We start from the raw sequence: 20276 nt of genomic DNA, 5'->3' as shown, positions 1-20276 counted from the left end.
CTGCGGTGTCAGCGTCTGCCGTGTCAGCGTCGATGTCGAGGCTGGGAACCAGCCGGGAGCCCGCTGACGGACGGCTCGGCTCAGAGCCCGAGCTCGGTGGCGGCCTGCCCCCGGGCCCATGCGTCCGCGCCCAGCACTCCCTCAACGGTCGACGCGTCGAATTCGCTCCCAGTATGCGCGCTCTCGTGCTCATCGACGACGCGGGCCACCGAGTCGACGATGTCGAGGAACCCGATCCGACCCTCGTGGAACGCGTCGACGGCGACCTCGTTCGCCGCGTTGTAGACCGCCGGGAACGTGCCACCGGCCTCCCCCACACGCCGCGCCAGCCGCACCGCCGGGAACGCGTCGTCGTCGAGCGGCGCGAAGTCCCACGACTGCGCCATCGACCAGTCGCACGGCTCGTCGACGTCCTCGAGCCGCTCCGGCCAGGACAGCCCGAGCGCGATCGGCACGAGCATCCGCGGCGGACCGAGCTGGGCGATGGTCGAGCCGTCGCGGAACTCAACCATCGAGTGGATCTGCTGCTGCGGGTGCACGACGACGTCGATGCGCTCGAAGGGGATGTCGAAGAGGAGGTGCGCCTCGATGACCTCGAGACCTTTGTTCACGAGGGTGGCCGAGTTCGTCGTGATGACCCGCCCCATGGCGAAGTTCGGGTGCGCGAGCGCCTGCTCGGGCGTCACGTCGCGCAGCTCGTCGCGAGAGCGCCCGCGGAACGGTCCGCCGCTCGCCGTGACGACGAGGCGCCGCACCTCCTCTGCCCGGCCGCCTCGCAGGGACTGCGCGATCGCCGAGTGCTCGCTGTCGACGGGCACGATCTGGTCCGGCTTCGCGGCGCGCCGCACGAGGTCGCCGCCGATGATGAGCGACTCCTTGTTCGCGAGCGCGAGCGTCGACCCGGCCTCGAGCGCGGCGAGGGTGGGCCGCAGCCCGATGGAGCCGGTGATGCCGTTGAGCACGACGTCGGCCCCGGTCCCGGCGGCGGTCACCGCCGCGCCGTCCCCGACCACGATCTCCGGTGCGTATGCCGTGTGCCCGGCGCGCGCGGCATACGCACCGATCGCGGTGCGCACCTCCTCGGGCGAGCCGGACGCGACGGCGACGAGCGGCACGTCGAACTCCACGGCCTGGCGCGCGACGAGGTCGATGTTGGACCCGGCAGAGAGCGCAGCGACGGAGAACCGGTCGCGATTGCGGCCGATGACGTCGAGGGCCTGGGTGCCGATCGACCCGGTCGAGCCGAGGATGGCGACGGAGCGCTGGCTCACGCGTCACCCTCCGACGCAGCGGCCATGCCCTCGGCGAGCTCGGCCTCGCGGGACGCCTCGATGGCCGCCCGTCGGGCGAGCCGGTGCTCGCGGCGGATCTGCGCCTCGCGGAACCGGCGCTTCTCCTCGGGCGTCTCGAGGTCGAGCGGCGGGACGGCCTTGGGCTTGCCGTCGGCGTCGACGGCGACGAAGACGAGGTAGGCGCTGGCGACGTGGACCCGGTCGGTGTTGGAGTCCCACCGGTCCACCTCGACCCGCACCCCGACCTCCATCGAGGAGCGGCCGGCCCAGTTGAGCTGCGCGCTCGAGTGCAGGATGTCGCCGACGCGCACCGGCGTCAGGAACGTCATCTCGTCGAGCGCGGCCGTCACGGCCGGCCCACCGGCATACCGGTTGGCGACGACGCCGGCGATGGAGTCGACCGCCTTCATGAGGTTGCCGCCGTGCACGGTGCCGAGGAGGTTCGCCTCGGTCGCGCGCATGATCTCGGACAGGGTCACGCGAGTGTCGCTCGGTGTGGTCACCCGGTCATCCTGCCAGCGGGCCTCAGGCGCGCCTCACAGCGCACGCAGCGTCGTCGGCGGACGCCACCGCGGGTCGCGGCCGGTCCGCGCGAGGACCCGCTCGAAGGCCGTGGCATGCTCCGGTGGTTCGACGGCGGCACCGAACGTGCCGGGCGTCCCGGCCGGGTCGAAACCCTCGACGTATGCCGCGAGCGCCTGCACCGTCGCGTCGTCCGGCTCGAACGCCTGCCCGGTGGCCTTCGCGAGGTCCCAGCCGTGGAAGGTCACCTCGCCGAGCGCCACGAGACCCATCACCTCGGCGGGAGCATCGAAGCCCCCGGCCCGAGTCATGCCGGTCCATGCCTCGGGCTGTCGCCAGGCGGCGGCGAGCGCGTCCGAGCGGGTGGGGATGTCGTCGCGCCAGGCCGGGTCGGCGTCGGGCCAGCCGTCGGCGTCGGGGTTGGTGTCGGTGAGCGGCCCGAGCTCCTTGTCGGCGCTCGCGCGGAAGGCCTGGGTCAGCCCGTCGACGTGGGCGAGGAGCTGCGAGACGGTGCGCCCATCGCACGGCGTCGGCGCGCCCAGCTGGTCGTCGTTGACGCCGCGCACGACATCGCCGAGCCGGTCGGTGGCCGGCGTGAGGTCAGGTGGGTTCGTCATGTGCCCACGCTCCCACTGGCGGACCTCGGAGTCGAGGGATGCACCAGTTGGCGAGCGATGCAGCCAGCCCTGGCTCACTCACCGCTCTCTGGCTCGCTCGGCTCGCAGCCCTCAGCGGTTGATGATCGTCATGTGGACCTTCGGGTGGTCCGCGCCGACGTCGGCGAGCACCGACTCGATCCCGGCCGCTGCCTTCGGGTCGGACTCGCGCAGTCTCGCGACCCCGTCCCAGACGAGCTCCCACTCGTTCGTCGTCTCCCGGGCGAAGGTGTCGAGGCAGTCGGCGAGCGCGTCGAGGTTCATGCCGAACCACTCGGGGAAGTTCAGCACCTCCGAGAACGCCGCGAGCGACTCCTCCTTCGTCGCACCGGCGGGGATGACCTCGACGGTCCGACCCTCCTCCTCGGCGTCGGCGATGAGGCCGTCGAGGTCCACCCGGTCTCCGAGGATGCGCATCACTGACCCTCCTGGATCTGTCGGAAGCTGTCGTAGTGGTCGTCGGTCCAGTACGTGTCGCCGGCCCGCCCACGCACGATGCGTCGGGCACCGCGGTCGTCGGATCCCGGTGTCTCGACGGTGTATTCGCGGTAGTAGCCCCGCTTCTGCTGCGGCAGGATCCCCTCGCGGTTCTGGAAGGTCTCGTCGTCCTGGTCGTACGGGTACGGCCCGCCGGCGCGGATCAGCCCCAGGGTCGCGCGGGCCTCGCGCGGCAGCCGGGACTCGGGGATCGTGTCGAGTCCGGAGTCGGGTGTGTTTCCCGTCGACGGGTATGCCGTCCCGCTGGGTCCCGCGGTCGCCGTCACCCGGGCGCCGGGCTGGGTGCCGTCGGTCCCGGCGTCGCTCGTGTCGCGGGTCGCGAGCCACCAGAGCCCGACGACGAGGGCGATGGCGAGCAGGGGCGCGAGCCACGTCAGGGCGCTGCGGCGTCCGGTCACGGGGGAGGTCACGGGCGCCATTGTGCCGTGCAGCACCGTCGCGCGGCGTGGGCCGCACGAGCCGCGAGAACGAGGCGACCCCGGTGTTGCGGGTCGTACGCTGTGGCGCGTGACCGACGTGTGGGGTGAGGACCGGCCGACGCGACGCCAGCTGGCGTTCGACGTCGTCACCGCGCTGGTCTTCGCCGCGGTCATGCTGCTCGTCCACGTCGGGTTGGGCCTCACCGCCCCGGTCGCGGTCGTCCTCCTCGCCGCTGCGCTGGCCGTGCGCCGCCTGTCGTGGCAGGCGATGTCGCTCCTGGGGTTCGCCGCAGCGGTGACCCAGGTCGCCGGTGACACCATCGCCTACCTCGCGAACACGGCATACGCCGTGCTGTTCCTCACCCTCGGCGCCCACCAGGACGGCCGGGTGCGCCGGTTCGGGCTCGTGGCCGCCGGAGTCGCGGTCACCGTCGCCGCCCTCTTCGGCGCGACGCGTGGCTGGCCCGATCTCGCCGCTCCCGACGTGCGAGAGCCCGGCACGAGCCTCGTCGAGCGCCTCACGACGGCGGTCGCGCTCGGCTCGAGCGCGGCCGTGTTCTGCCTCGGCGGGTGGGCCTGGGGCTACCTGCGGTGGCAGCAACGGCAGTCGGTGCAGGCGCGCGTCGACGCCCGCGTCGAGGCCGTCGAGCGGGCGCGCATCGCGGACCTGTTCGAGGTCGAGCAGGAGCGGCGGCGCATCGCGGCGGACATGCACGACGTCGTCGCTCACTCGTGGGCCGTCGTCGCGGCGCAGAGTGACGGTGCGCGGTATGCGTTGCGGGACAACCCGGCTGGCGCGGAGCAGGCGCTCGAGGTCATTGGTGAGACGGCCCGGGCCGCGATGGCCGACCTGCGCACGATCGTCGCCCAGCTCCGCGACCCCGACCTGCAGCCCAGCACGCCGGGGCGCGCACAGCAGGACGTCCTGCTCGAACGCATGCGGGCGTCGGGGATGGAGGTCGAGCTCGCCGAGAGCGGCACCCCGGACGAGTCGCCGCTCCTCGCGCTGACCGCGCACCGGTTGCTCGCGGAGTCCCTGACGAACGCCCTCAAGCACGGAGACCTGACGCGGCCCGTCACGGTGGGCATCGACTGGACCGACGGCTACGCGCTCACGGTACGCAACGGCATACCGACTCGATCCGATGCGGCGAAGCCGCCCGGTGGCCACGGTCTCGTCGGTATGGGCGAGCGGGCCGCCGTCGCGGGCGGCACCTTCGCTGCCGGACCCGAGGACGGCGACTGGGTCGTCCGTGCCCACATCCCCACGAGCGGTACGCCGCGACCCGGGGGCGGCTGGCCAGCGGACCCGTCCGCACGAGAAGGTGGAGCATGACCATCCGTGTCGCCCTCGTCGACGACCAAGCCCTCTTCCGCGCCGGGATCTCGATGGTCGTGGGCAGCCAGGACGACCTCGAGATCGTCGGCGAGGCCGGCGACGGTTCCGAAGCGGTGGCTCTCGTCGAGTCGGTCCGTCCGGACGTCGTGCTCATGGACGTGCGGATGCCGCGGGTCGACGGGGTGGAGGCCACCCGGCGGGTCGTCGAGCGCTTCGGTGACGCCGGGCCGCGGGTACTGGTGCTCACGACGTTCGACGTCGACGAGCTCGTCGCCGATGCCATCGAGGCGGGCGCGTCCGGGTTCGTCCTCAAGGAGACCCGGCCCGAGCTGCTCCTCGCGGCGGTGCGAGCAGTCGCGGAGGGGACGCAGGTGGTCGCGGCCGGAGCCACCCGGGCGGTGTTCGAGCGGTTCCGGGAACGTTCGACGAGCCCGCCCGGGGCCGACTACGAGCGCCTCACCCCGCGCGAGCGCGAGATCCTGCTGCGCGCGGCGCAAGGACTGTCGAACGCCGAGATCGCCACGGCCGAGTTCCTCTCCGAGGCGACGGTGAAGACGCACGTGTCCCGCATCCTCACCAAGCTCGCGCTCCGCGACCGGGTCCAGCTCGTCGTCTACGCCTACGAGCACGGCCTCCTCTGACCCTCTCGTGCCGTACTCGCCCAATTGGGTGACTTCGGGACCAACTCGCCCAATTGGGTGACTTCGGGACACGCCGGCCGTGACCAGCTCGCCCAATTGGGTGACTTCGGGACACACCGGCGGCATACCTCGCGGGTGGGCGGAGGGCATACGTCGGCATACATCTCAGGGCTGACCCAGAATCGGCACCGCGGCCGATGTGCGCGACCCCACCACGCACCTAGCGTCGTGGGCATGACTTCAACACCGTTCCAGGACAACGCAACCCAGCCCGTCGTCTCCCTTCGACGGGTCTCCCGCATCTACGGCGAGGGCACCGGCAGGGTGGCCGCCCTCGACGGCATCGACGTCGACATCCACCGCGGTCAGTTCACCGCGATCATGGGTCCGTCGGGGTCGGGCAAGTCGACGCTGATGAACGTCGCGGCCGGGCTCGACGACGCCACGAGCGGCGAGGTCATCCTCGCCGGCGCACCGCTGACGCACCTCGACGACGACGCCCGGACCCGGCTGCGCCGCAGCGAGGTCGGCTTCATCTTCCAGGCCTTCAACCTCGTGCCCACCCTCACTGCGCGCGAGAACATCCTGCTGCCGTTCGAGCTCGCTGGGCGCACCGTGACCCGCGAGCAGCAGCAGTGGATCGAGCACCTCATCGCCACCCTCGGCCTCACCGAGCGCGTCGGGCACCGACCGAGCGAGCTCTCCGGCGGCCAGCAGCAGCGCGTCGCCATCGCCCGCGCCCTCGCGTCGCGCCCGGCGATCGTCTTCGCCGACGAGCCGACCGGCAACCTCGACTCGCGCAGCTCGCGCGAGGTGCTCACCCTCCTGCGCACGGCGTCGCGCGAGTACGGCCAGACGATCGCCATGGTGAGCCACGACCCGGTCGCGGCGTCGTATGCCGACCGCATCCTCGTCATCGCCGACGGTCACCTCGTGGGCGACCACGGTCCGCTCACCCCGCAGCAGATCTCCGAGCTGCTCATCGGCTTCGAGGTCGGTGCGGCATGAACCACTCCTCGAAGGGCAACCTCGTCCTCGGCTCGCTGCGCGAGCTCGGCACCGTCGGTCTCGTGGCCGGCCTGAGCGGCGCGTATGCCGCGGTGCTCATCATGACCTCGACGGTGCTCGCGGCGATGAGCGAGGAGTCCGGCGGGAGTGTCGGACTCATGCTCGGCATCGTCGCCGGCGTCTTCATCCTCATCGCCCTCTATGTCGGCGCCATCGTCATCATCGGCGCGGTCGACACGGTCATCTCCGGCCGGCTCCGGCACATCGCCCTGCTGCGGCTGCTCGGATCACGGGCGAAGGACCTGCGGGTCTCGGTCGTGCGCGGCACCGCGACGGTGGGCGCCCTCGGTGCCCTCGCCGGGGTGGTCGTGGGCACCGTGCTGACGCACGCGACTCGTGCCGTCCTCGTGGCGCGCGGCACGCTGCCCGAGGCGGACTACCCGCTGGTGAGCTCCGCGCTGGTCGTCGCCTTCTGGGCGATCGCCGTGTGCGCCATGTGCGCCGGGTGGCTCGGCTCACGTGGCGTGCTGCAGGTCTCCCCTGCAGCGGCACTGTCCGGGACCGCGGCCCCGGTCACTGCGTCGGGACGGGCCTCGCTCCTGCGCGCCGTCGTCGCCGGCATCGGCATCGTCGGCGGGTTCGGGGTCCTCGCGGCCGGCGCCCTCGCCGGGGAGAGCGCCCCGGAGGCGGGTTTCGTCCTGTCCTTCTTCGGTGCAGCGGGCGCGAGCACCGGGTTCCTCGTCGGGGCGCGCCTCGTCATCCCGTCGATGGTCGCGGCGTTCAGCCGCCTCCTCGGGCGGGACCCGGCGAGTGTCGTGGCGCGGCGCAACGCCCTCCTCGACCCGCTGCGCACGACCCGCTCGACGATGGGCCTGGTCATCGGCGTCACCCTCGTCACGACCTTCGCCTCCGGGATGGCCGCCCTGCGCGCCTCCGTGGACGCGTGGGAGCTCGACGCGGAGCAGCGGGCCGAGGCCCTGCAGATCATGGACGTCACGACGGCCGTGCTCGTCGGCATCATCGTCATCTCCTCGCTCATCGCGGCTGTCGGCTTCGTCAGCACGATGTCGCTCACGGTCATCCAGCGGCACCGCGAGATCGGCCTGCTGCGCACGCTCGGCTTCACCCAGCGCCAGGTCCGCACGATGATCACCAAGGAGTCGGTCGCGCTGTCGGTGTCGGCGATCCTCTTCGGCACGGTGCTCGGAATCATCTACGGCACGAGCGCCGCCCAGTCCCTCGTCGGGTCGCAGGGGTCCGGCTTCGTCTGGGGTGTGCCGTGGGTGTCGCTCGCGGCGATCGCGGTGTGCGGCCTGGTGCTCGTGCTGCTCGCGTCCCGTGGCCCGGCGCGCCGTGCGATCGACATCGCGCCCGTCGAGGCCCTGCGCATCGAGGCCTGACCGTCCCGTCCCCCGACCTCTTGCGACTTCGCAGAGCGCCGCCGCCGGGCTCCGCACTCTGCGAAGTCGCAATGGGTGGCCATCAATGGTCCCTGACCAGGGTGGGCGCCGACAGTCAGGGGTTGAGCGAGACGTACGTCGTCTCGAGGTACTCGTGGATGCCCTCGAACCCGCCCTCACGCCCGAACCCGGAGTGCTTCACCCCGCCGAACGGCGCCGCCGCGTTCGAGACGATCCCGGTGTTGACCCCGACCATGCCGAACTCCAGTGCCTCGGACACCCGGATGACCCGGCCGAGGTCGCGCGTGTAGGCATAGGCGACCAGTCCGTACTCGGTGTCGTTGGCCAGGCGCACCGCCTCGTCCTCGTCGGCGAACGTCGTCACCGGTGCGACCGGTCCGAAGATCTCCTCGCGCAGCAGCCGGGCGTCGGCCGGCACCTCGGTCAGCACGGTCGGTGCGTAGAAGTGCCCGCGGCCGGCGACCTTCTCTCCCCCGGTCAGGACCCGCGCGCCCCGGTCGACGGCGTCGGTGACGAGCTCGTGCACACCGTCCCGGGCCTTGTCGGTGATGAGCGGGCCGACCTCGACGCCGGCCTTGGTCCCCTTGCCGACGGTAAGCGCGCCCATGCGCCGGGCCAACGCCGCCGCGAACTCCTCGGCCACCGACTCGTGCACGAGGAACCGGTTCGCCGACGTGCACGCCTCGCCGATGTTGCGCATCTTCGCGAGCATCGCGCCCTCGACGGCCGCGTCGACGTCGGCGTCGTCGAAGACGAGGAAGGGTGCGTTGCCGCCGAGCTCCATCGACACCCGGAGCAGCTGCTCGGCCGACTGCTCGACGAGGAGCTTGCCCACCGCCGTGGACCCGGTGAAGGTGAGCTTGCGCAGCCGCGGGTCGCGGATGATCGGCTCGGAGACCGATGCGGTGTCCGAGGTCGTGATGACGTTGAGGACGCCGTCGGGCAGCCCCGCCTCGGTGAGCAGCGCGGCGAGCGCGAGCATCGTCAGCGGAGTCTCGCTCGCGGGCTTCATGACCATCGTGCATCCGGCCGCGATGGCGGGACCGATCTTGCGGGTGCCCATCGCGAGCGGGAAGTTCCACGGCGTGATCATGAACGCCGGCCCGACCGGCTTGTTCATCGTGAGCAAGCGCGACCCGCCCGCGGGGTTGACGGCATACCGGCCGTGGATGCGCACCGCCTCCTCGCTGAACCACCGGAAGAACTCCGCGCCGTAGGCGACCTCACCGCGCGCCTCGGCGACCGGCTTGCCCATCTCGAGGGTCATGAGCAGCGCGAACTCGTCGGCGCGCTCGGTGATGAGCTCGAACGCGCGACGGAGGATCTCGCCACGTTCGCGCGGTGGCGTCGTGGCCCAGTCCTGTTGTGCCGCAACGGCTGCGTCGAGGGCGAGGGTGCCGTCGGCGATGGTCGCGTCGGCGACCTCGGTGAGGACGCCGCCGGTCGCGGGGTCGTGGACCGGGAACGTCTGGGCGCTGAGCGAGTCGCGCCACTCACCGCCGATGAACAGCTGGGTGGGGACGGATGCGAGCAGAGACTTCTGCGAGACAGCCATACGTTCGAGTATGCCGTCCGCGCGCCTCTCGCGTGCGGGGCGCCGCACGCACTCGGGCACCGCTCGACGACCCAGCGCCCCGGGGCGCGTCGAACCAGAGACGGCCCGGTCACCGCGAGGTGACCGGGCCGTCATACGGACTGGGAAGCAGCCGCGACTCAGCGCTCCCCGAGACCGAGTGCGCGCGAGATGGTGAAGAACATGTCGGTCTGGTCGGTCAGGCCGACGACGTTGGCCGCCTGCGGACCGTAGCCGGCGACGCGCAGCTGTGAACCGGTGTGCTGCTGCGAGTCTCCGGCGGCACCGGTGCCGTAGGCGATCGTCAGCGGCGAGCCGTCCTTGGTGAGGAGGTTGGCGGTGAGGCCGGGCGTGGTCGAGCCACCCTCGACGATCTGGCTCGTGTGGGCGTGGTCGGCGGTGACGATGACCGTGGTGTTGCCGTCCTTCTTGGCGAACTCGAGGGCCGCCTGGACGGCCTCGTCGAGGTCGATGGCCTCACCGATCTGCCCGCACGCGTTGGCGGCGTGGTCCTGCTTGTCGATGCTCGCGCCCTCGACCTGGAGGAAGAAGCCCTTGTCGCCCTTGGCCTGCGCATTGGCCTTGTCGTGGCCCTTGGCCTTCCCCTTGGCCTTGCCCTTGTCGTGGCCCTTGGCCTTGCCGTTGCCCTTGCCCTCGCTCTGGGCGGCGGGGGTGTCGAGGAGCTCGATGGCCTTCGTCGTCATCTGGGCCAGGGTGGGCTGGGTCGAGGGGCGCTCCGGGTTGGCCGTGCACTTCACGGGCGGGAGGGCGCCACCGGTGGGCGTCGCCTTCGGGCCGGTGTAGCGCACCGGCAGGTTGCCGGGGGCGAAGAGGCCGAGCAGCGGCGTGTCCTGGTTCGCCTCGGTGACGGCCTCGAGGCCGGCCACGTCCGTCACGGTGCGGTAGCCGCGGGCGGTGGCCTGCTGCGCAAGGGTCTGGCCGGCATACTCGCCCGCCTTGGCCTTCTCGGCGAACGTCTTCGCGCCACCGCCCAGGGTGACGTCGGGGCGGGTCGTGAGCAGCTGCTCGGTGATCGAGCCGGGGCCGCCGTTCTCGAGGGCGGCCTCGGGGCAGGTGGTGCTCGTCTTCTCCGGACCGAAGCAGGAGCGCTGCGAGATGTTGGCGACCTGGACGGCGGGGGTGGCGTCCTGGATGTCCGACGTCGTGACGTTGCCGGTCTTGAGACCGCGCTCCTTGGCGAGCTTGAGCAGGGTCGGGAGCGGCTTGCCCTCGATGTCGACCGAGACCGCGTTGTCGTAGGTCTTCGTGCCGGTCGCCCACGCCGTGCCGGTCGCGGCGGAGTCGGGCGCGTAGTCGGGCTTGCCGTCCTTGTAGAGCGAGTACGTCGTGTACTGACCGGTGAGCGGGAGGGCGTCGATGCCGGGGAGGCGCCCGGCCGCGCCGTACTCGTAGTAGCGGGCCGAGGTGATCTCGGAGTCGCCCATGCCGTCGCCGATGAGGAGGATGACGTTGCGGGCCTTGCCGCCGTCGATGGCCTTCTTGACGGCGGCGGTCTGGTCGCCGGAGAGTCGGGTGGCGCCGCCGGTGGCGGCGAGGCCGGAGGCGGCGTATGCCGCGGTGCCGGTGATGGCGAGGGCACTCACCGTGGCGAGGGCGAGGGTGGTGCGTCGGGAACTGCGGATCAGAGGAGTCATGGGCGACACCCCACTCCCGTTGGATGAACCGCCGGCGAACGACCGTCGCCCCAAAGACGAACGGCACCTGTGACTGCCAGCGAAGTCACAGGTGCCGTCGAGGGTTCTCTCGGAAGGCTACTGGCCGGTTCCGTGGGTTCCTGGCGTGCCGCCGTGCGGCGCCTCGGGGTCCTGCGGGAAGGGCGAGTCGCCGCGCGGGTCGGTGTCGGCGCCCGGCGCCTCGTGGTCGCGCGGGAACGGCGAGTCCGCCGTGACCGGCCGGTCGCCGACCGGACGATCCGTCGCCGGCCCCTCGGTGAACGGACCGTCGGTCGCCGGGGCGCCCGTGGTCGGACGGCCGGTGGACGGGAGGTCGTCGCGCAGCGCGTCGGTCCGGGTACCCGGAGCCGGGGCCTGGTCGGCGACCTTGTCGAAGCCGGAGTGGGCCGCGCCCTTGGCCTTGGCGACCTTGTCGGCGTACTTGCCGTCGGTCTTCTCGTCGATCTTCGTGGCGGCCTTCTCGACCATGCCGTGGACCTTGTCGCGGTTCTCGTTGGCCGCGTTGGTCGCGGCGTCCTTGGCCTTGGCAGCCGCGTCCTTGGCGGCGTCGGTGAGCTTTTTGAAGTCGAAGCCCTTGCCTGAGTCGGTCATCTGCCTGCTCCTCGCTGGGTGGATGGGCGGGATGCTCTCGACCCTACGCGCCCGGCGCCTCGAAGGGTGGTCCCGTCGACCCGCGGATGACGAGCTCGGTGGGCAGCGTGACCGAGGCTGCCGGCGACGCGTCTCCACCGGCACGTCGCGAGCGCACGGCGTCGACGAGCATCGACGCGGCGAGCCGCCCCTTCTCGGAGACGTCCTGGCGGACGGTCGTGAGCTGCGGTCGCAGCCGCAGGGCGAGGGGGTTGTCGTCGAAGCCGACGACGGAGAGCCGGCCGGGCACGTCGATGCCGGAGTCCTGCGCCTCGAGGACGATGTCGGCGGCGATGACATCGGAGAAGGCGAGCACCGCCGTCGTGTCCGGCGCGGCCTCGAGGATCTCGGCGAGGATCGCGCCGTGACCGCCCATGGCGTCGATGGGCAGCCGGTAGACGACCGGCGTCACCCCCGCCTCCTCCAGCGCCTCCGTCCACCCGGCGAGGCGCTCGATCGAGGCGTAGCCGTCGCTCGCGCGGTGCCGGTCCGCCTCGCCCGGGTCGACGATGCCGTATGGCGGCTCGCCGGACTTCGTCACGAGCGCCACCTTCGTGTGGCCGAGCTCGACGATGTGCCGGGCCGCGGCCCGGGCACCCTCACGGTCGGCGACGTTGACCCCCGGGGTTCCGGCCTCGGATGCCTGGTCGACGTTGACGATGGGCAGTCCGCGCCGCACCACCTGCTCACGAGCCCCGGACGCAGGGTCGCAGTTGTAGACGATGACGCCGTCCATGGCGACGTCCCGGGCGGGCACCACCTCACCGGACGGCTCGCTCGACAGCAGGGTCAGGGCGAGGCCGGACTCGTTCAGGGTGTGGGCGATGGCCCCGAAGAACGCGGACGCGACCTCGTCCGAGAACGCTGTCGCCGTGCTGTTCGACAGCAGGACTCCGACCGAACCGGTGGCGCCCCGGGCGAGCGCCCGCGCCGACGGGTCCGGCCCGGTGTACCCGAGCTCGTCCGCCGCGGCGAGGATCTTCTCGCGCAGCTGCGCCGAGAGCTGGTCGGGCCGGGAGAAGGCGTTGGAAACGGTCATCCGGCTCACGCCGACCTTGTCCGCGACCGTCTGCAGCGTCACCCGGCCCACGTGCTCCTCGCTCTCCGGGAACCGCGCGGCTCCCGGGGCAGACGCTATCCGGTCCACCGCGAGGTCCGGCACCGGCATGCGGCCGGCGCCCGGGATCACCGGGCGGCGGGCCGGGCCGTCGGCCGGCACGCGCTGCGCGGCTCCACGGCGGACGCGATGCGGCGCAGCGCACCGGCCAAGTGCGTCCGCAGGGCAGCGGAACCGGTCCGCAGCCGCGGTTCAGCCGTGGGGCGTCCGGGCTGGGCCGGGCCGTCGACGCGAGCGCCGGCGAAGTGGCGCTCCTGGGCGCGCGTGGCGGTGAGACTGGCGAGGGGCAACAGGTCCATGGGACTCTCCTTCTGGCGGGCTTCTGTACCGCTACAGTAGCGGTGTGCACTGTACCGGTCAAGTGCAGCCTCACACGCGCCGCGTCTACAGTCGGCGCCATGCGTGACACCGAGATCGAGTCCGTCGCCGACCTCGACGCCGCCCTCGCCGACAGTCGGCCCCTCACCGGACTGCGCCTCCAGGACCTCGACCTGTCCGGCCACGAGGACGAGCTCCTCGCCCGCTCCGACCTCGACGGTCTCGTCGTCCTCGGCGGCCGCCTCTCCCCCGAGCTCGACACGCACCTCCGCACGCAGGGCGCCCTCGTCTTCCCCACCGATCCGGCGGCCCCGGTCAACCCCTACCGCGCCACGCTCTACCAGCCGCACGAACTCTACGCCGGCCTCGCCGAGAGCGGCTACGAGTCGACCCCCGACTACCTCGCCTACGAGTGGGCCAAGCGCGCCGAGCTGCGCCACGACGCCTTCGTCACCCTGCTCCGCGCGATCCACGACGACTCCGTCACCGATGCCCTGCGCGACGTCCTCGGCGAGTCCCCCGTCGTCGGCGTCATGGGCGGGCACGCGCTCATGCGCGACAGCGAGGCGTATGCCAGCGCCGCGCGTCTCGGGCAACGAATCGCCTCCGCGGGCCTCGTCGTCGCGACCGGTGGCGGGCCCGGCGCCATGGAGGCCGCGAACCTCGGCGCGCTCTGCCCGGACGACGCCGCGGTGAGCGACGCACTCGGGCGACTGGCCGGCATACCGTCGTTCCTGCCGTCGGTCGACGACTGGGCGCGCGTGGCGCTCGAGGTCTATGACGACCTCGTGCGAATCCCCTTGCCGGACACTGCGATTCGCTCGATCGGAATCCCGACGTGGTTCTACGGGCACGAACCGCCGAACGTGTTCGGCAACGGCATCGCGAAGTACTTCAGCAACGCCATCCGCGAGGACGGGCTGCTCGCCTGCTCCACCGCCGGACTCATCGTGCTGACCGGCGCGGCGGGGACGGTGCAGGAGATCTTCCAGGCGATCACGCCGCTCTACTACGCCCCCGAGGAGCGCACGCTGCCGCCGCTCGTCCTCGTCGGCGTCGACCACTGGACGCGGCAGGTGCCGGTCTGGGATGCGATCCAGGCCCTCGGCCGGGACCGGGCGCTGGGCCGGGCCGTGCACCTCGTCGACACCGTCGACGAGGCCGCCGACCTCGCCCTCACCTGACTCGGGGAAACCGACGACGCACGGCCACGGCGCACAGGCCGTGGCCCTCAGAGACCGAGGACGAGGCGCAAGCCTGCGTCAACCGAGCGCATCGTCGCTGAATCGAGGCGACCAACGGTCTCGGTGAGACGTGAGCGGTCCACGACCAAGGTCTGCGAGACGTTGACCACGCTGGCCTTCGGCAGCCCCGCATCGCCGGCACTGAGCTCGACGTTTCCGGGCGCCGCAGCCAAGCGGAGGTTGCTGGTCACGGCACTGACGATCACTGTCGCAATGCGTGATCGGTTGAACCTGTCCGAGGACACGACGACCGCGGGTCGGCGATAGCCGGGTTCTGACCCGACCGGCTCCCCGAAGTCGACCCAGCACACCTCCCCGCGGGCTACCACTCCCACGCACCGGACGAAATGAGGTCCCGACCGTTGACGGTCGGCGCCTCAGCCCCCATCTCATCCGCCAACGCGTCGAGCGCAGCCGTCACCGGATCATCCTCCTGCTCCGACAGGAAGGAGCGGATGGCGTGGGTGTACAGCTGCGAGCGGGTCCAGCCGTGCCGCTCAGCCACGTGATCCGCCTCGCGGAAAACGTCGTCAGGAATGGAAACGGCCGTCTTCATGATCGAAGTATAACCGGTATTACCATCGTGACGGGTTGGAGCCTCAGGCCGTGGCGGCGGCGAGCTGGCCGCAGGCGCCGTCGATGTCCTGGCCGCGGGTGTCGCGGATCGTCGTGGGGATGCCGTGGGCGCGCAGCCGCTCGACGAACTGCTGCTCGACCCCCGGTCGCGAGGCGGTCCACTTCGAGCCCGGCGTCGGGTTGAGCGGGATCGGGTTGACGTGCACCCAGCCCTTGCCGCGGGCGCGCAGCTTCTCGCCGAGCAGGTCGGCCCGCCACGCGTGGTCGTTGATGTCGCGGATGAGCGCGTACTCGATGCTCACCCGCCGGCCGGTGGCCTCGTAGTAGCGGTGGGCCGCGTCGAGGGCCTCGTCGACCTTCCACCGCGTGTTGATCGGGACGAGCTCGTCGCGCAGCTGGTCGTCGGGCGCGTGCAGCGACAGTGCCAGCGTGACCGGGATGCCTTCTGCCGCAAGCTTGTCGATGCCGGGAACCAGCCCAACCGTCGACATCGTGATGCCGCGCGCCGACATGCCGAGGCCGTCGGGTGCCGGGTCGGTGAGGCGGCGGATCGCGCCGATCGACGCCTTGTAGTTCGCGAGCGCCTCGCCCATGCCCATGAAGACGACGTTGGAGATCCGTGTCGGTCCCTCGAACTCCGGTATGCCGTCCTCGGCCCCGAGCTCGGCACTCCCCTCCCCCGCCGGGTCGCCTTCTCCCGCAACGGGACCGGGCTGGGAGGCGAGCTCGCCACGGCGTAGCGAGCGGGCGGCATACACGACCTGCTCGACGATCTCAGCCGTCGACATGTTGCGGGTCAGGCCGGCTTGGCCGGTCGCGCAGAACGGGCAGTTCATGCCGCAGCCGGCCTGGCTCGAGATGCAGATCGTCACCCGGTTGGGGTAGCGCATGAGCACCGACTCGACGATCGCGCCGTCGTGCAGCCGCCACGCCGACTTGATCGTCGCGCCGTCGTCGGCGGTGCGCTGCACGATCGGCGTGAGCAACGGCGGCAGGAGGTCGCGCACGAGGTCGTCGCGGATCGCCTTGGGCAGGTCGGTCATGTCGTCGGGCGACTCGACGAGCCGCTCGAAGTAGTGCGTCGAGAGCTGCTTGGCGCGGAAGCCCTTGTGGCCCAACTCCTCGACAGCGGCCTTGCGTTCCGGCGCGCTGAGGTCGGCCAGGTGCTTCGGAGGCTTGCCGCGGCGGGGCGCCTGGAAGGTGAGCTGGCCCGGGGCGGGGCGAGCGGTCGTGGGCTCGGGCAGGGAGGTCATCGCGTCGATTCTCTCACCCGCGCGAGGCTCGCCGGACGAACCTCAGGGTCAGGGCAGCGCCCAGAGCAGCAGCGCCCAGACGACGGGGACGCAGAGGACGAGCGAGTCGAGCCGGTCCATGATCCCGCCGTGCCCGGGCAGCAGCGCCCCCATGTCCTTGATGCCGAGGTCGCGCTTGATGCTCGACTCGATGAGGTCGCCGACGGTGGCCGCGCCGGCGACGACGACACCGATGACGGCTCCCTGCCACCACGTGCCGTCGAGCAGCAGCACGATCGACACCGCACCGACGAGCGCGCAGGTGAGCACCGAGCCGCCGAACCCCTCCCACGACTTCTTCGGCGACAGCGACGGCGCCATGGGGTGCTTGCCGAAGAGCACCCCGAACGCATAACCGCCGATGTCCGAGAACGTCGTGACGAGGATGAAGAACACGATGCGCAGGTGCCCGTCGTCGGCCGCGAGCAGCAGCGACGCGAACCCGCCGAGGAAGCACGGGTAGAGCACGACGAGCAGCGCCCCGGCGATGTCGTTCATCGCCTTGTCGAGCCCGTCGGCGACGCGCCACACGAGCACGCCGACGCAGGTCAGCCCGAAGGTGAGGATCAGTGCCTCCGGCCCGCGGAAGTACGCCGACAGCAACATCGACACCGCACCGACGACGACCGGCACGAACGGCACGTCCATCCCGGCCTGGCGCACCGCCCGGCGCATCTCCCACGCGCCGACCCAGATCGCGACGACGAGGACGGCGAGGAACGCCTCCCTCCGGAACGCGAGCGAGGCGATGATGACGAGCGCCAGCCCGACCCCGACCCCGATGGCCGCCGGCAGGTTGCGCCCGGCACGCGACGAGCGGGTCACCCGAGTCGGGCCCTCGGCCTGCTCGGCAGGTGTCGCTTCACTCATGGCGGGAGTGCTCATCGGACGTCGGACGCCGAGGTCAGACCTCGAGCAGCTCGGACTCCTTGCCCTTGAGCAGGTCGTCGACGGTGTCGACGTACTTCTTCGTCGTCGTCTCGAGGTCCTTCTCGGCGCGCGAGCCCTCGTCCTCGCCGACCTCGCCATCCTTGACGAGCTTCTCGATGGACTCCTTGGCCTGGCGGCGGATGTTGCGGATGGAGACCTTGGCGTCCTCACCCTGCGCGCGCGCCATCTTGATGTACTCCTTGCGCCGCTCCTCGGTGAGCGCGGGCAGGACGCAGCGGATGATGTTGCCGTCGTTGCTGGGATTCACCCCGAGGTCGGACTCGCGAAGCGCCTTCTCGATGTTCGCCATCGCGCCCTTGTCGAAGGGCGTGACGAGGATCGTGCGCGCCTCGGGCGTCTGGAACGACGCGAGCTGCTGCAGCGGCGTCGGCGCACCGTAGTAGTCGACGACGATCTTGCTGAACATCCCCGGGTGGGCACGGCCGGTGCGGATGCCGGAGAAGTTCTCCTTGGCCACCTCGACGGCCTTCTCCATCTTCTCCTCGGCCTCGAGCATGGTGTCGTCGATCATCGGGGCAGGTCTCCTTCGGTATGCCGTCCGCGAACCTCGCGTGGCGCGGGTCCAGTGTGTCAAAGATCGCCGCCGCCCGTTGCAGCGACAGGGCGGCGAGCGGGCCTTCAGCCGTCGTGAGCGGCCCGGGGGAGTCTCAGGCGGTGACGAGGGTGCCGATGCGCTCGCCCTGGATGGCCCGGGTGATGTTGCCCGCGCCCTCCATGCCGAACACCATCATCGGCAGCCCGTTCTCCATGCAGAGGCTGAACGCGGCCGCGTCGACGACCTTGAGGCCCTTCTGCAGCGCCTCGCCGTAGGTGATCGTGTCGAGCTTGCGAGCGTCCGGGTTGGTCCGCGGGTCGGAGTCGTAGACGCCGTCGACGCCGCTCTTGGACATGAGCACGATGTCGCAGTGACACTCCAGCGCCCGCTGCGCGCTCACCGTGTCGGTGGAGAAGTACGGCATACCGGCGCCGGCACCGAAGATGACGACTCGCCCCTTCTCGAGGTGGCGGATGGCGCGACGCGGGATGTAGGGCTCGGCGACCTGGCCCATGGCGATGGCGGTCTGGACGCGGGTGTCGATGCCCTCCTTCTCGAGGAAGTCCTGCAGGGCGAGGCAGTTCATGACGGTGCCGAGCATGCCGATGTAGTCGGCGCGCGAGCGCTCCATGCCCTTCTGCTGCAGCTCCGCGCCGCGGAAGAAGTTGCCGCCGCCGACGACGATGGCGACCTGGGCGCCGCTGCGGACGGCGTCCGCGATCTGCGCCGCGATGCCGCGCACGACCTCGGGGTCGACGCCGATCCGGCCACCACCGAACACCTCACCGCTGAGCTTGAGGAGGACCCTCCGGGGCCGCTCACCGGTGGTGCTGGGAGCGGGCTGTGTCTGGACGTCAGTGGTCACCATGCCTCCTCGGCACAAGCGTCTTGGCGGTGGTTCGCCGGCGGGTCGCCCGTCGGTCGGCGGCGGTCGGCGGTGCCCCGCATCCTCGCACACTGCCATCCTGTCCTCGTATGCCGCGTGCGGCCTCGCGCGCTGCCGTCACCGCCCCTGACCTCAGGAGATCCCGTTGTCCGAGCCGGCTCCCTCCCGCCGCGCGACGCCGGCCCGCCCGAACGTCGTCCTCATCGTCTCGGACGACCACGGGTATGCCGACCGCGGCGCCCTGGGCCGGCACACGGACGTCCGCACGCCCGCCCTGGACCGGCTCGCCGCCGAGGGCGTCTCGTGCACCGAGGCCTACGTCACGGCGCCGAGCTGCTCACCGTCGCGCGCTGGACTCATCGCCGGGCAGCACCAGGCCCGCTGGGGCGCGCGATGGTTCGACGACTCGTGCTTCCCCGACCACCTGCCCTCCCTCGCCGAGCGGTTCGCCGATCTCGGCTACGCCACCGGCTACTTCGGCAAGGTGCACTACGGCCCCGAGGACGTCAGCGACCGGGCCACCCCGCCGCACCACGGGTTCGAGGAGACGTTCTACGGGCTCGCCGGGCAGCAGACCGGCCGCCTCAACTACCTGCGGCACTCCGCGGCCCTGGCCGAGGAGCTGGGGCCCTTCGCGGCGCGGGTCAACGCCGTCCAGCCGATGCTCGAGGGCGACACCCCGGTCGACTGCGACCGGTTCCTCACCGACGAGCTCGGTGAGCGGACCCGGGACTTCGTGACGCGGCATACCGCGCATGCAAGTGACCCGGGCGACGCCAGCGACGAGCGCGACGAGCGGCCGTTCTTCCTCATGCTCGCCTTCAACGCCGTGCACAACTTCTGCTGGCAGCTGCCGCCCGAGGAGCTCGAGCGTCGCGGCCTGCCCACGCAGAGCGGCTACGAGGGTGATGGGAGCGACTACCGCGGCTGGTACGACGGGCAGGTGGCGCCGAAGCTCGAGCACGGGCGCGACTACTACCTCGCCCAGCTCGAGCTCATGGACGCCCAGATCGGCGCCCTCCTCGACACCCTCGACGCCACGGGTGCCGCCGACGACACCGTCGTCGTGTATCTCACCGACAACGGCGGCTCGAACTGCAACCACGCCGACAACACCCCGCTCGCCGGCACGAAGTACACCCTCCAGGAGGGCGGGATCCGCGTCCCGTTCCTGTGGCGCTGGCCTGGCGGTGGTGTCACCGGCGGCGTCGAACGGTCCGGGGTCGTCTCCTCGCTCGACCTCTACCCCACGCTCCTGGCCGCAGCGGGAGCCGAGCGGACGGCATACGACCACTGCGACGGGACCGACCTGCTGGCGTTCCTGCGCGACGGTGACCCGGGCCTCGCCGAGCGAGAACTGCACTGGGACAACGGTTTCCAGTGGGCCGTGCGACAGGGCCGGTGGAAGCTCTCCTTCACCGACCCCGAGAGCGGCGAGGTCGAGGCGCTGCGCGAGATCGAGCGCGCCGAACCGATCCTCGGGCTCGGGCTGTTCGACCTCGTCACCGATCCCGGTGAGACGCGCAACCTCGCCGAGGAACGCCCCGATGTCGTGGATCGGCTGACCACTGCCCACGAGACGTGGCGGGCGTCGGTGCTCGGGACGCCACAGCAGCCGACGGGGCGCGTCCCGGATTCGACCCGGTGACGGGCGCGTCGGCACA

Annotated in this window: 22 protein-coding genes; 6 read left to right on the top strand and 16 right to left on the bottom strand. The window is 71.5% G+C overall.

Annotation, left to right across the window (positions count from 1 at the left end; all coding sequences use genetic code 11):
* Positions 1–80: 80 nt before the first annotated feature.
* The 5 genes from dxr to BCF74_RS02190 form a co-directional block, all read right to left on the bottom strand.
* A complete protein-coding gene (gene dxr, locus BCF74_RS02210; protein ID WP_106296321.1) occupies positions 81–1271 on the bottom strand; it encodes a 1-deoxy-D-xylulose-5-phosphate reductoisomerase in 1191 nt (396 codons plus the stop codon).
* Positions 1268–1795 (bottom strand): acyl-CoA thioesterase, encoded by a 528-nt coding sequence (locus BCF74_RS02205; RefSeq protein WP_218279180.1) that lies wholly within the window; start codon positions 1793–1795, stop codon positions 1268–1270. Before BCF74_RS02205 ends, dxr begins: the two co-directional genes overlap by 4 nt.
* Before the next feature lie 33 nt (positions 1796–1828).
* Positions 1829–2431 carry a TIGR03086 family metal-binding protein gene (locus BCF74_RS02200; protein ID WP_106296320.1) on the bottom strand — a complete coding sequence of 201 codons (603 nt, stop codon included), beginning with the start codon at positions 2429–2431 and terminating at the stop codon, positions 1829–1831.
* 111 nt (positions 2432–2542) lie between these two features.
* The gene (locus BCF74_RS02195; RefSeq protein WP_106296371.1) at positions 2543–2887 is read right to left on the bottom strand and encodes a barstar family protein; all 345 of its coding nucleotides are present in this window, start codon (positions 2885–2887) and stop codon (positions 2543–2545) included.
* Entirely contained in the window at positions 2887–3387 is a 501-nt protein-coding gene (locus tag BCF74_RS02190; RefSeq protein ID WP_106296319.1) for a guanyl-specific ribonuclease, read from the bottom strand. Before BCF74_RS02190 ends, BCF74_RS02195 begins: the two co-directional genes overlap by 1 nt.
* An 88-nt stretch (positions 3388–3475) precedes the next feature.
* Here BCF74_RS02190 and BCF74_RS02185 point away from each other — a divergent pair, with 88 nt between their 5' ends.
* The 4 genes from BCF74_RS02185 (at position 3476) to BCF74_RS02170 (ending at position 7775) form a co-directional block, all read left to right on the top strand.
* On the top strand, positions 3476–4723 hold the full coding sequence (locus BCF74_RS02185) for a sensor histidine kinase (protein WP_106296318.1): 1248 nt from the start codon (positions 3476–3478) through the stop codon (positions 4721–4723).
* Positions 4720–5367, top strand: coding sequence for a response regulator (locus BCF74_RS02180; protein ID WP_106296317.1), 648 nt, complete (start codon positions 4720–4722; stop codon positions 5365–5367). The genes BCF74_RS02185 and BCF74_RS02180 overlap by 4 nt, the downstream gene beginning before the upstream one ends.
* Before the next feature lie 234 nt (positions 5368–5601).
* A complete protein-coding gene (locus BCF74_RS02175; RefSeq protein ID WP_106296316.1) occupies positions 5602–6375 on the top strand; it encodes an ABC transporter ATP-binding protein in 774 nt (257 codons plus the stop codon).
* The gene (locus BCF74_RS02170) at positions 6372–7775 is read left to right on the top strand and encodes an ABC transporter permease (RefSeq protein WP_106296315.1); all 1404 of its coding nucleotides are present in this window, start codon (positions 6372–6374) and stop codon (positions 7773–7775) included. The genes BCF74_RS02175 and BCF74_RS02170 overlap by 4 nt, the downstream gene beginning before the upstream one ends.
* A gap of 115 nt (positions 7776–7890) precedes the next feature.
* Here BCF74_RS02170 and BCF74_RS02165 read toward each other — a convergent pair whose 3' ends face one another.
* The 5 genes from BCF74_RS02165 to BCF74_RS02145 all read right to left on the bottom strand — a co-directional run bounded on the left by BCF74_RS02165 (position 7891) and on the right by BCF74_RS02145 (position 13109).
* Entirely contained in the window at positions 7891–9351 is a 1461-nt protein-coding gene (locus BCF74_RS02165; protein ID WP_106296314.1) for an NAD-dependent succinate-semialdehyde dehydrogenase, read from the bottom strand.
* A 158-nt stretch (positions 9352–9509) separates the two neighbouring features.
* Positions 9510–11015 (bottom strand): alkaline phosphatase, encoded by a 1506-nt coding sequence (gene phoA / locus BCF74_RS02160; RefSeq protein ID WP_425432796.1) that lies wholly within the window; start codon positions 11013–11015, stop codon positions 9510–9512.
* A 126-nt stretch (positions 11016–11141) separates the two neighbouring features.
* Complete coding sequence (locus BCF74_RS02155; protein ID WP_106296312.1) at positions 11142–11654, bottom strand: Rv0909 family putative TA system antitoxin; 513 nt, start codon at positions 11652–11654, stop codon at positions 11142–11144.
* A gap of 43 nt (positions 11655–11697) precedes the next feature.
* Positions 11698–12774, bottom strand: a complete 1077-nt coding sequence (locus tag BCF74_RS02150) for a LacI family DNA-binding transcriptional regulator (RefSeq protein WP_245889165.1) — start codon at positions 12772–12774, stop codon at positions 11698–11700.
* A gap of 104 nt (positions 12775–12878) precedes the next feature.
* Positions 12879–13109, bottom strand: a complete 231-nt coding sequence (locus tag BCF74_RS02145) for a hypothetical protein (protein WP_106296311.1) — start codon at positions 13107–13109, stop codon at positions 12879–12881.
* A gap of 99 nt (positions 13110–13208) precedes the next feature.
* Here BCF74_RS02145 and BCF74_RS02140 point away from each other — a divergent pair, with 99 nt between their 5' ends.
* On the top strand, positions 13209–14312 hold the full coding sequence (locus BCF74_RS02140; RefSeq protein WP_106296310.1) for an LOG family protein: 1104 nt from the start codon (positions 13209–13211) through the stop codon (positions 14310–14312).
* Positions 14313–14359: 47 nt separating this feature from the next.
* Here BCF74_RS02140 and BCF74_RS02135 read toward each other — a convergent pair whose 3' ends face one another.
* The 6 genes from BCF74_RS02135 to pyrH form a co-directional block, all read right to left on the bottom strand.
* Positions 14360–14683, bottom strand: a complete 324-nt coding sequence (locus BCF74_RS02135) for a type II toxin-antitoxin system PemK/MazF family toxin (protein WP_245889175.1) — start codon at positions 14681–14683, stop codon at positions 14360–14362.
* Positions 14684–14694: 11 nt separating this feature from the next.
* Positions 14695–14928 (bottom strand): ribbon-helix-helix domain-containing protein, encoded by a 234-nt coding sequence (locus tag BCF74_RS02130; protein WP_106296308.1) that lies wholly within the window; start codon positions 14926–14928, stop codon positions 14695–14697.
* Positions 14929–14971: 43 nt separating this feature from the next.
* Positions 14972–16201 carry a 23S rRNA (adenine(2503)-C(2))-methyltransferase RlmN gene (rlmN, locus tag BCF74_RS02125; protein ID WP_106296307.1) on the bottom strand — a complete coding sequence of 410 codons (1230 nt, stop codon included), beginning with the start codon at positions 16199–16201 and terminating at the stop codon, positions 14972–14974.
* 48 nt (positions 16202–16249) lie between these two features.
* Entirely contained in the window at positions 16250–17110 is an 861-nt protein-coding gene (locus BCF74_RS02120; protein WP_245889164.1) for a phosphatidate cytidylyltransferase, read from the bottom strand.
* 34 nt (positions 17111–17144) lie between these two features.
* A complete protein-coding gene (gene frr, locus BCF74_RS02115; RefSeq protein ID WP_106296305.1) occupies positions 17145–17702 on the bottom strand; it encodes a ribosome recycling factor in 558 nt (185 codons plus the stop codon).
* Between the two features lie 136 nt (positions 17703–17838).
* Complete coding sequence (gene pyrH, locus BCF74_RS02110) at positions 17839–18594, bottom strand: UMP kinase (protein ID WP_106296304.1); 756 nt, start codon at positions 18592–18594, stop codon at positions 17839–17841.
* A gap of 163 nt (positions 18595–18757) precedes the next feature.
* Here pyrH and BCF74_RS02105 point away from each other — a divergent pair, with 163 nt between their 5' ends.
* Positions 18758–20260 (top strand): sulfatase family protein, encoded by a 1503-nt coding sequence (locus BCF74_RS02105; RefSeq protein WP_106296303.1) that lies wholly within the window; start codon positions 18758–18760, stop codon positions 20258–20260.
* Positions 20261–20276: the final 16 nt, after the last annotated feature.

It is taken from the genome of Knoellia remsis (assembly GCF_003002895.1).
GTDB classification, from domain to species: domain Bacteria; phylum Actinomycetota; class Actinomycetes; order Actinomycetales; family Dermatophilaceae; genus Knoellia; species Knoellia remsis.
This window is presented reverse-complemented; position numbering and strand designations above follow the sequence as displayed.

Coding starts and splice junctions, on each gene's coding strand:
- BCF74_RS02190 (WP_106296319.1), bottom strand. CDS start 3,387: ATGGCGCCCGTGACCTCCCCCGTGACCGGACGCCGCAGCGCCCTGACG.
- pyrH (WP_106296304.1), bottom strand. CDS start 18,594: ATGGTGACCACTGACGTCCAGACACAGCCCGCTCCCAGCACCACCGGT.
- BCF74_RS02140 (WP_106296310.1), top strand. CDS start 13,209: ATGCGTGACACCGAGATCGAGTCCGTCGCCGACCTCGACGCCGCCCTC.
- rlmN (WP_106296307.1), bottom strand. CDS start 16,201: ATGACCTCCCTGCCCGAGCCCACGACCGCTCGCCCCGCCCCGGGCCAG.
- BCF74_RS02145 (WP_106296311.1), bottom strand. CDS start 13,109: ATGGACCTGTTGCCCCTCGCCAGTCTCACCGCCACGCGCGCCCAGGAG.
- BCF74_RS02175 (WP_106296316.1), top strand. CDS start 5,602: ATGACTTCAACACCGTTCCAGGACAACGCAACCCAGCCCGTCGTCTCC.
- BCF74_RS02170 (WP_106296315.1), top strand. CDS start 6,372: ATGAACCACTCCTCGAAGGGCAACCTCGTCCTCGGCTCGCTGCGCGAG.
- BCF74_RS02195 (WP_106296371.1), bottom strand. CDS start 2,887: ATGCGCATCCTCGGAGACCGGGTGGACCTCGACGGCCTCATCGCCGAC.
- BCF74_RS02130 (WP_106296308.1), bottom strand. CDS start 14,928: ATGAAGACGGCCGTTTCCATTCCTGACGACGTTTTCCGCGAGGCGGAT.
- frr (WP_106296305.1), bottom strand. CDS start 17,702: ATGATCGACGACACCATGCTCGAGGCCGAGGAGAAGATGGAGAAGGCC.
- BCF74_RS02200 (WP_106296320.1), bottom strand. CDS start 2,431: ATGACGAACCCACCTGACCTCACGCCGGCCACCGACCGGCTCGGCGAT.
- BCF74_RS02165 (WP_106296314.1), bottom strand. CDS start 9,351: ATGGCTGTCTCGCAGAAGTCTCTGCTCGCATCCGTCCCCACCCAGCTG.
- BCF74_RS02180 (WP_106296317.1), top strand. CDS start 4,720: ATGACCATCCGTGTCGCCCTCGTCGACGACCAAGCCCTCTTCCGCGCC.
- BCF74_RS02155 (WP_106296312.1), bottom strand. CDS start 11,654: ATGACCGACTCAGGCAAGGGCTTCGACTTCAAAAAGCTCACCGACGCC.
- BCF74_RS02120 (WP_245889164.1), bottom strand. CDS start 17,110: ATGAGTGAAGCGACACCTGCCGAGCAGGCCGAGGGCCCGACTCGGGTG.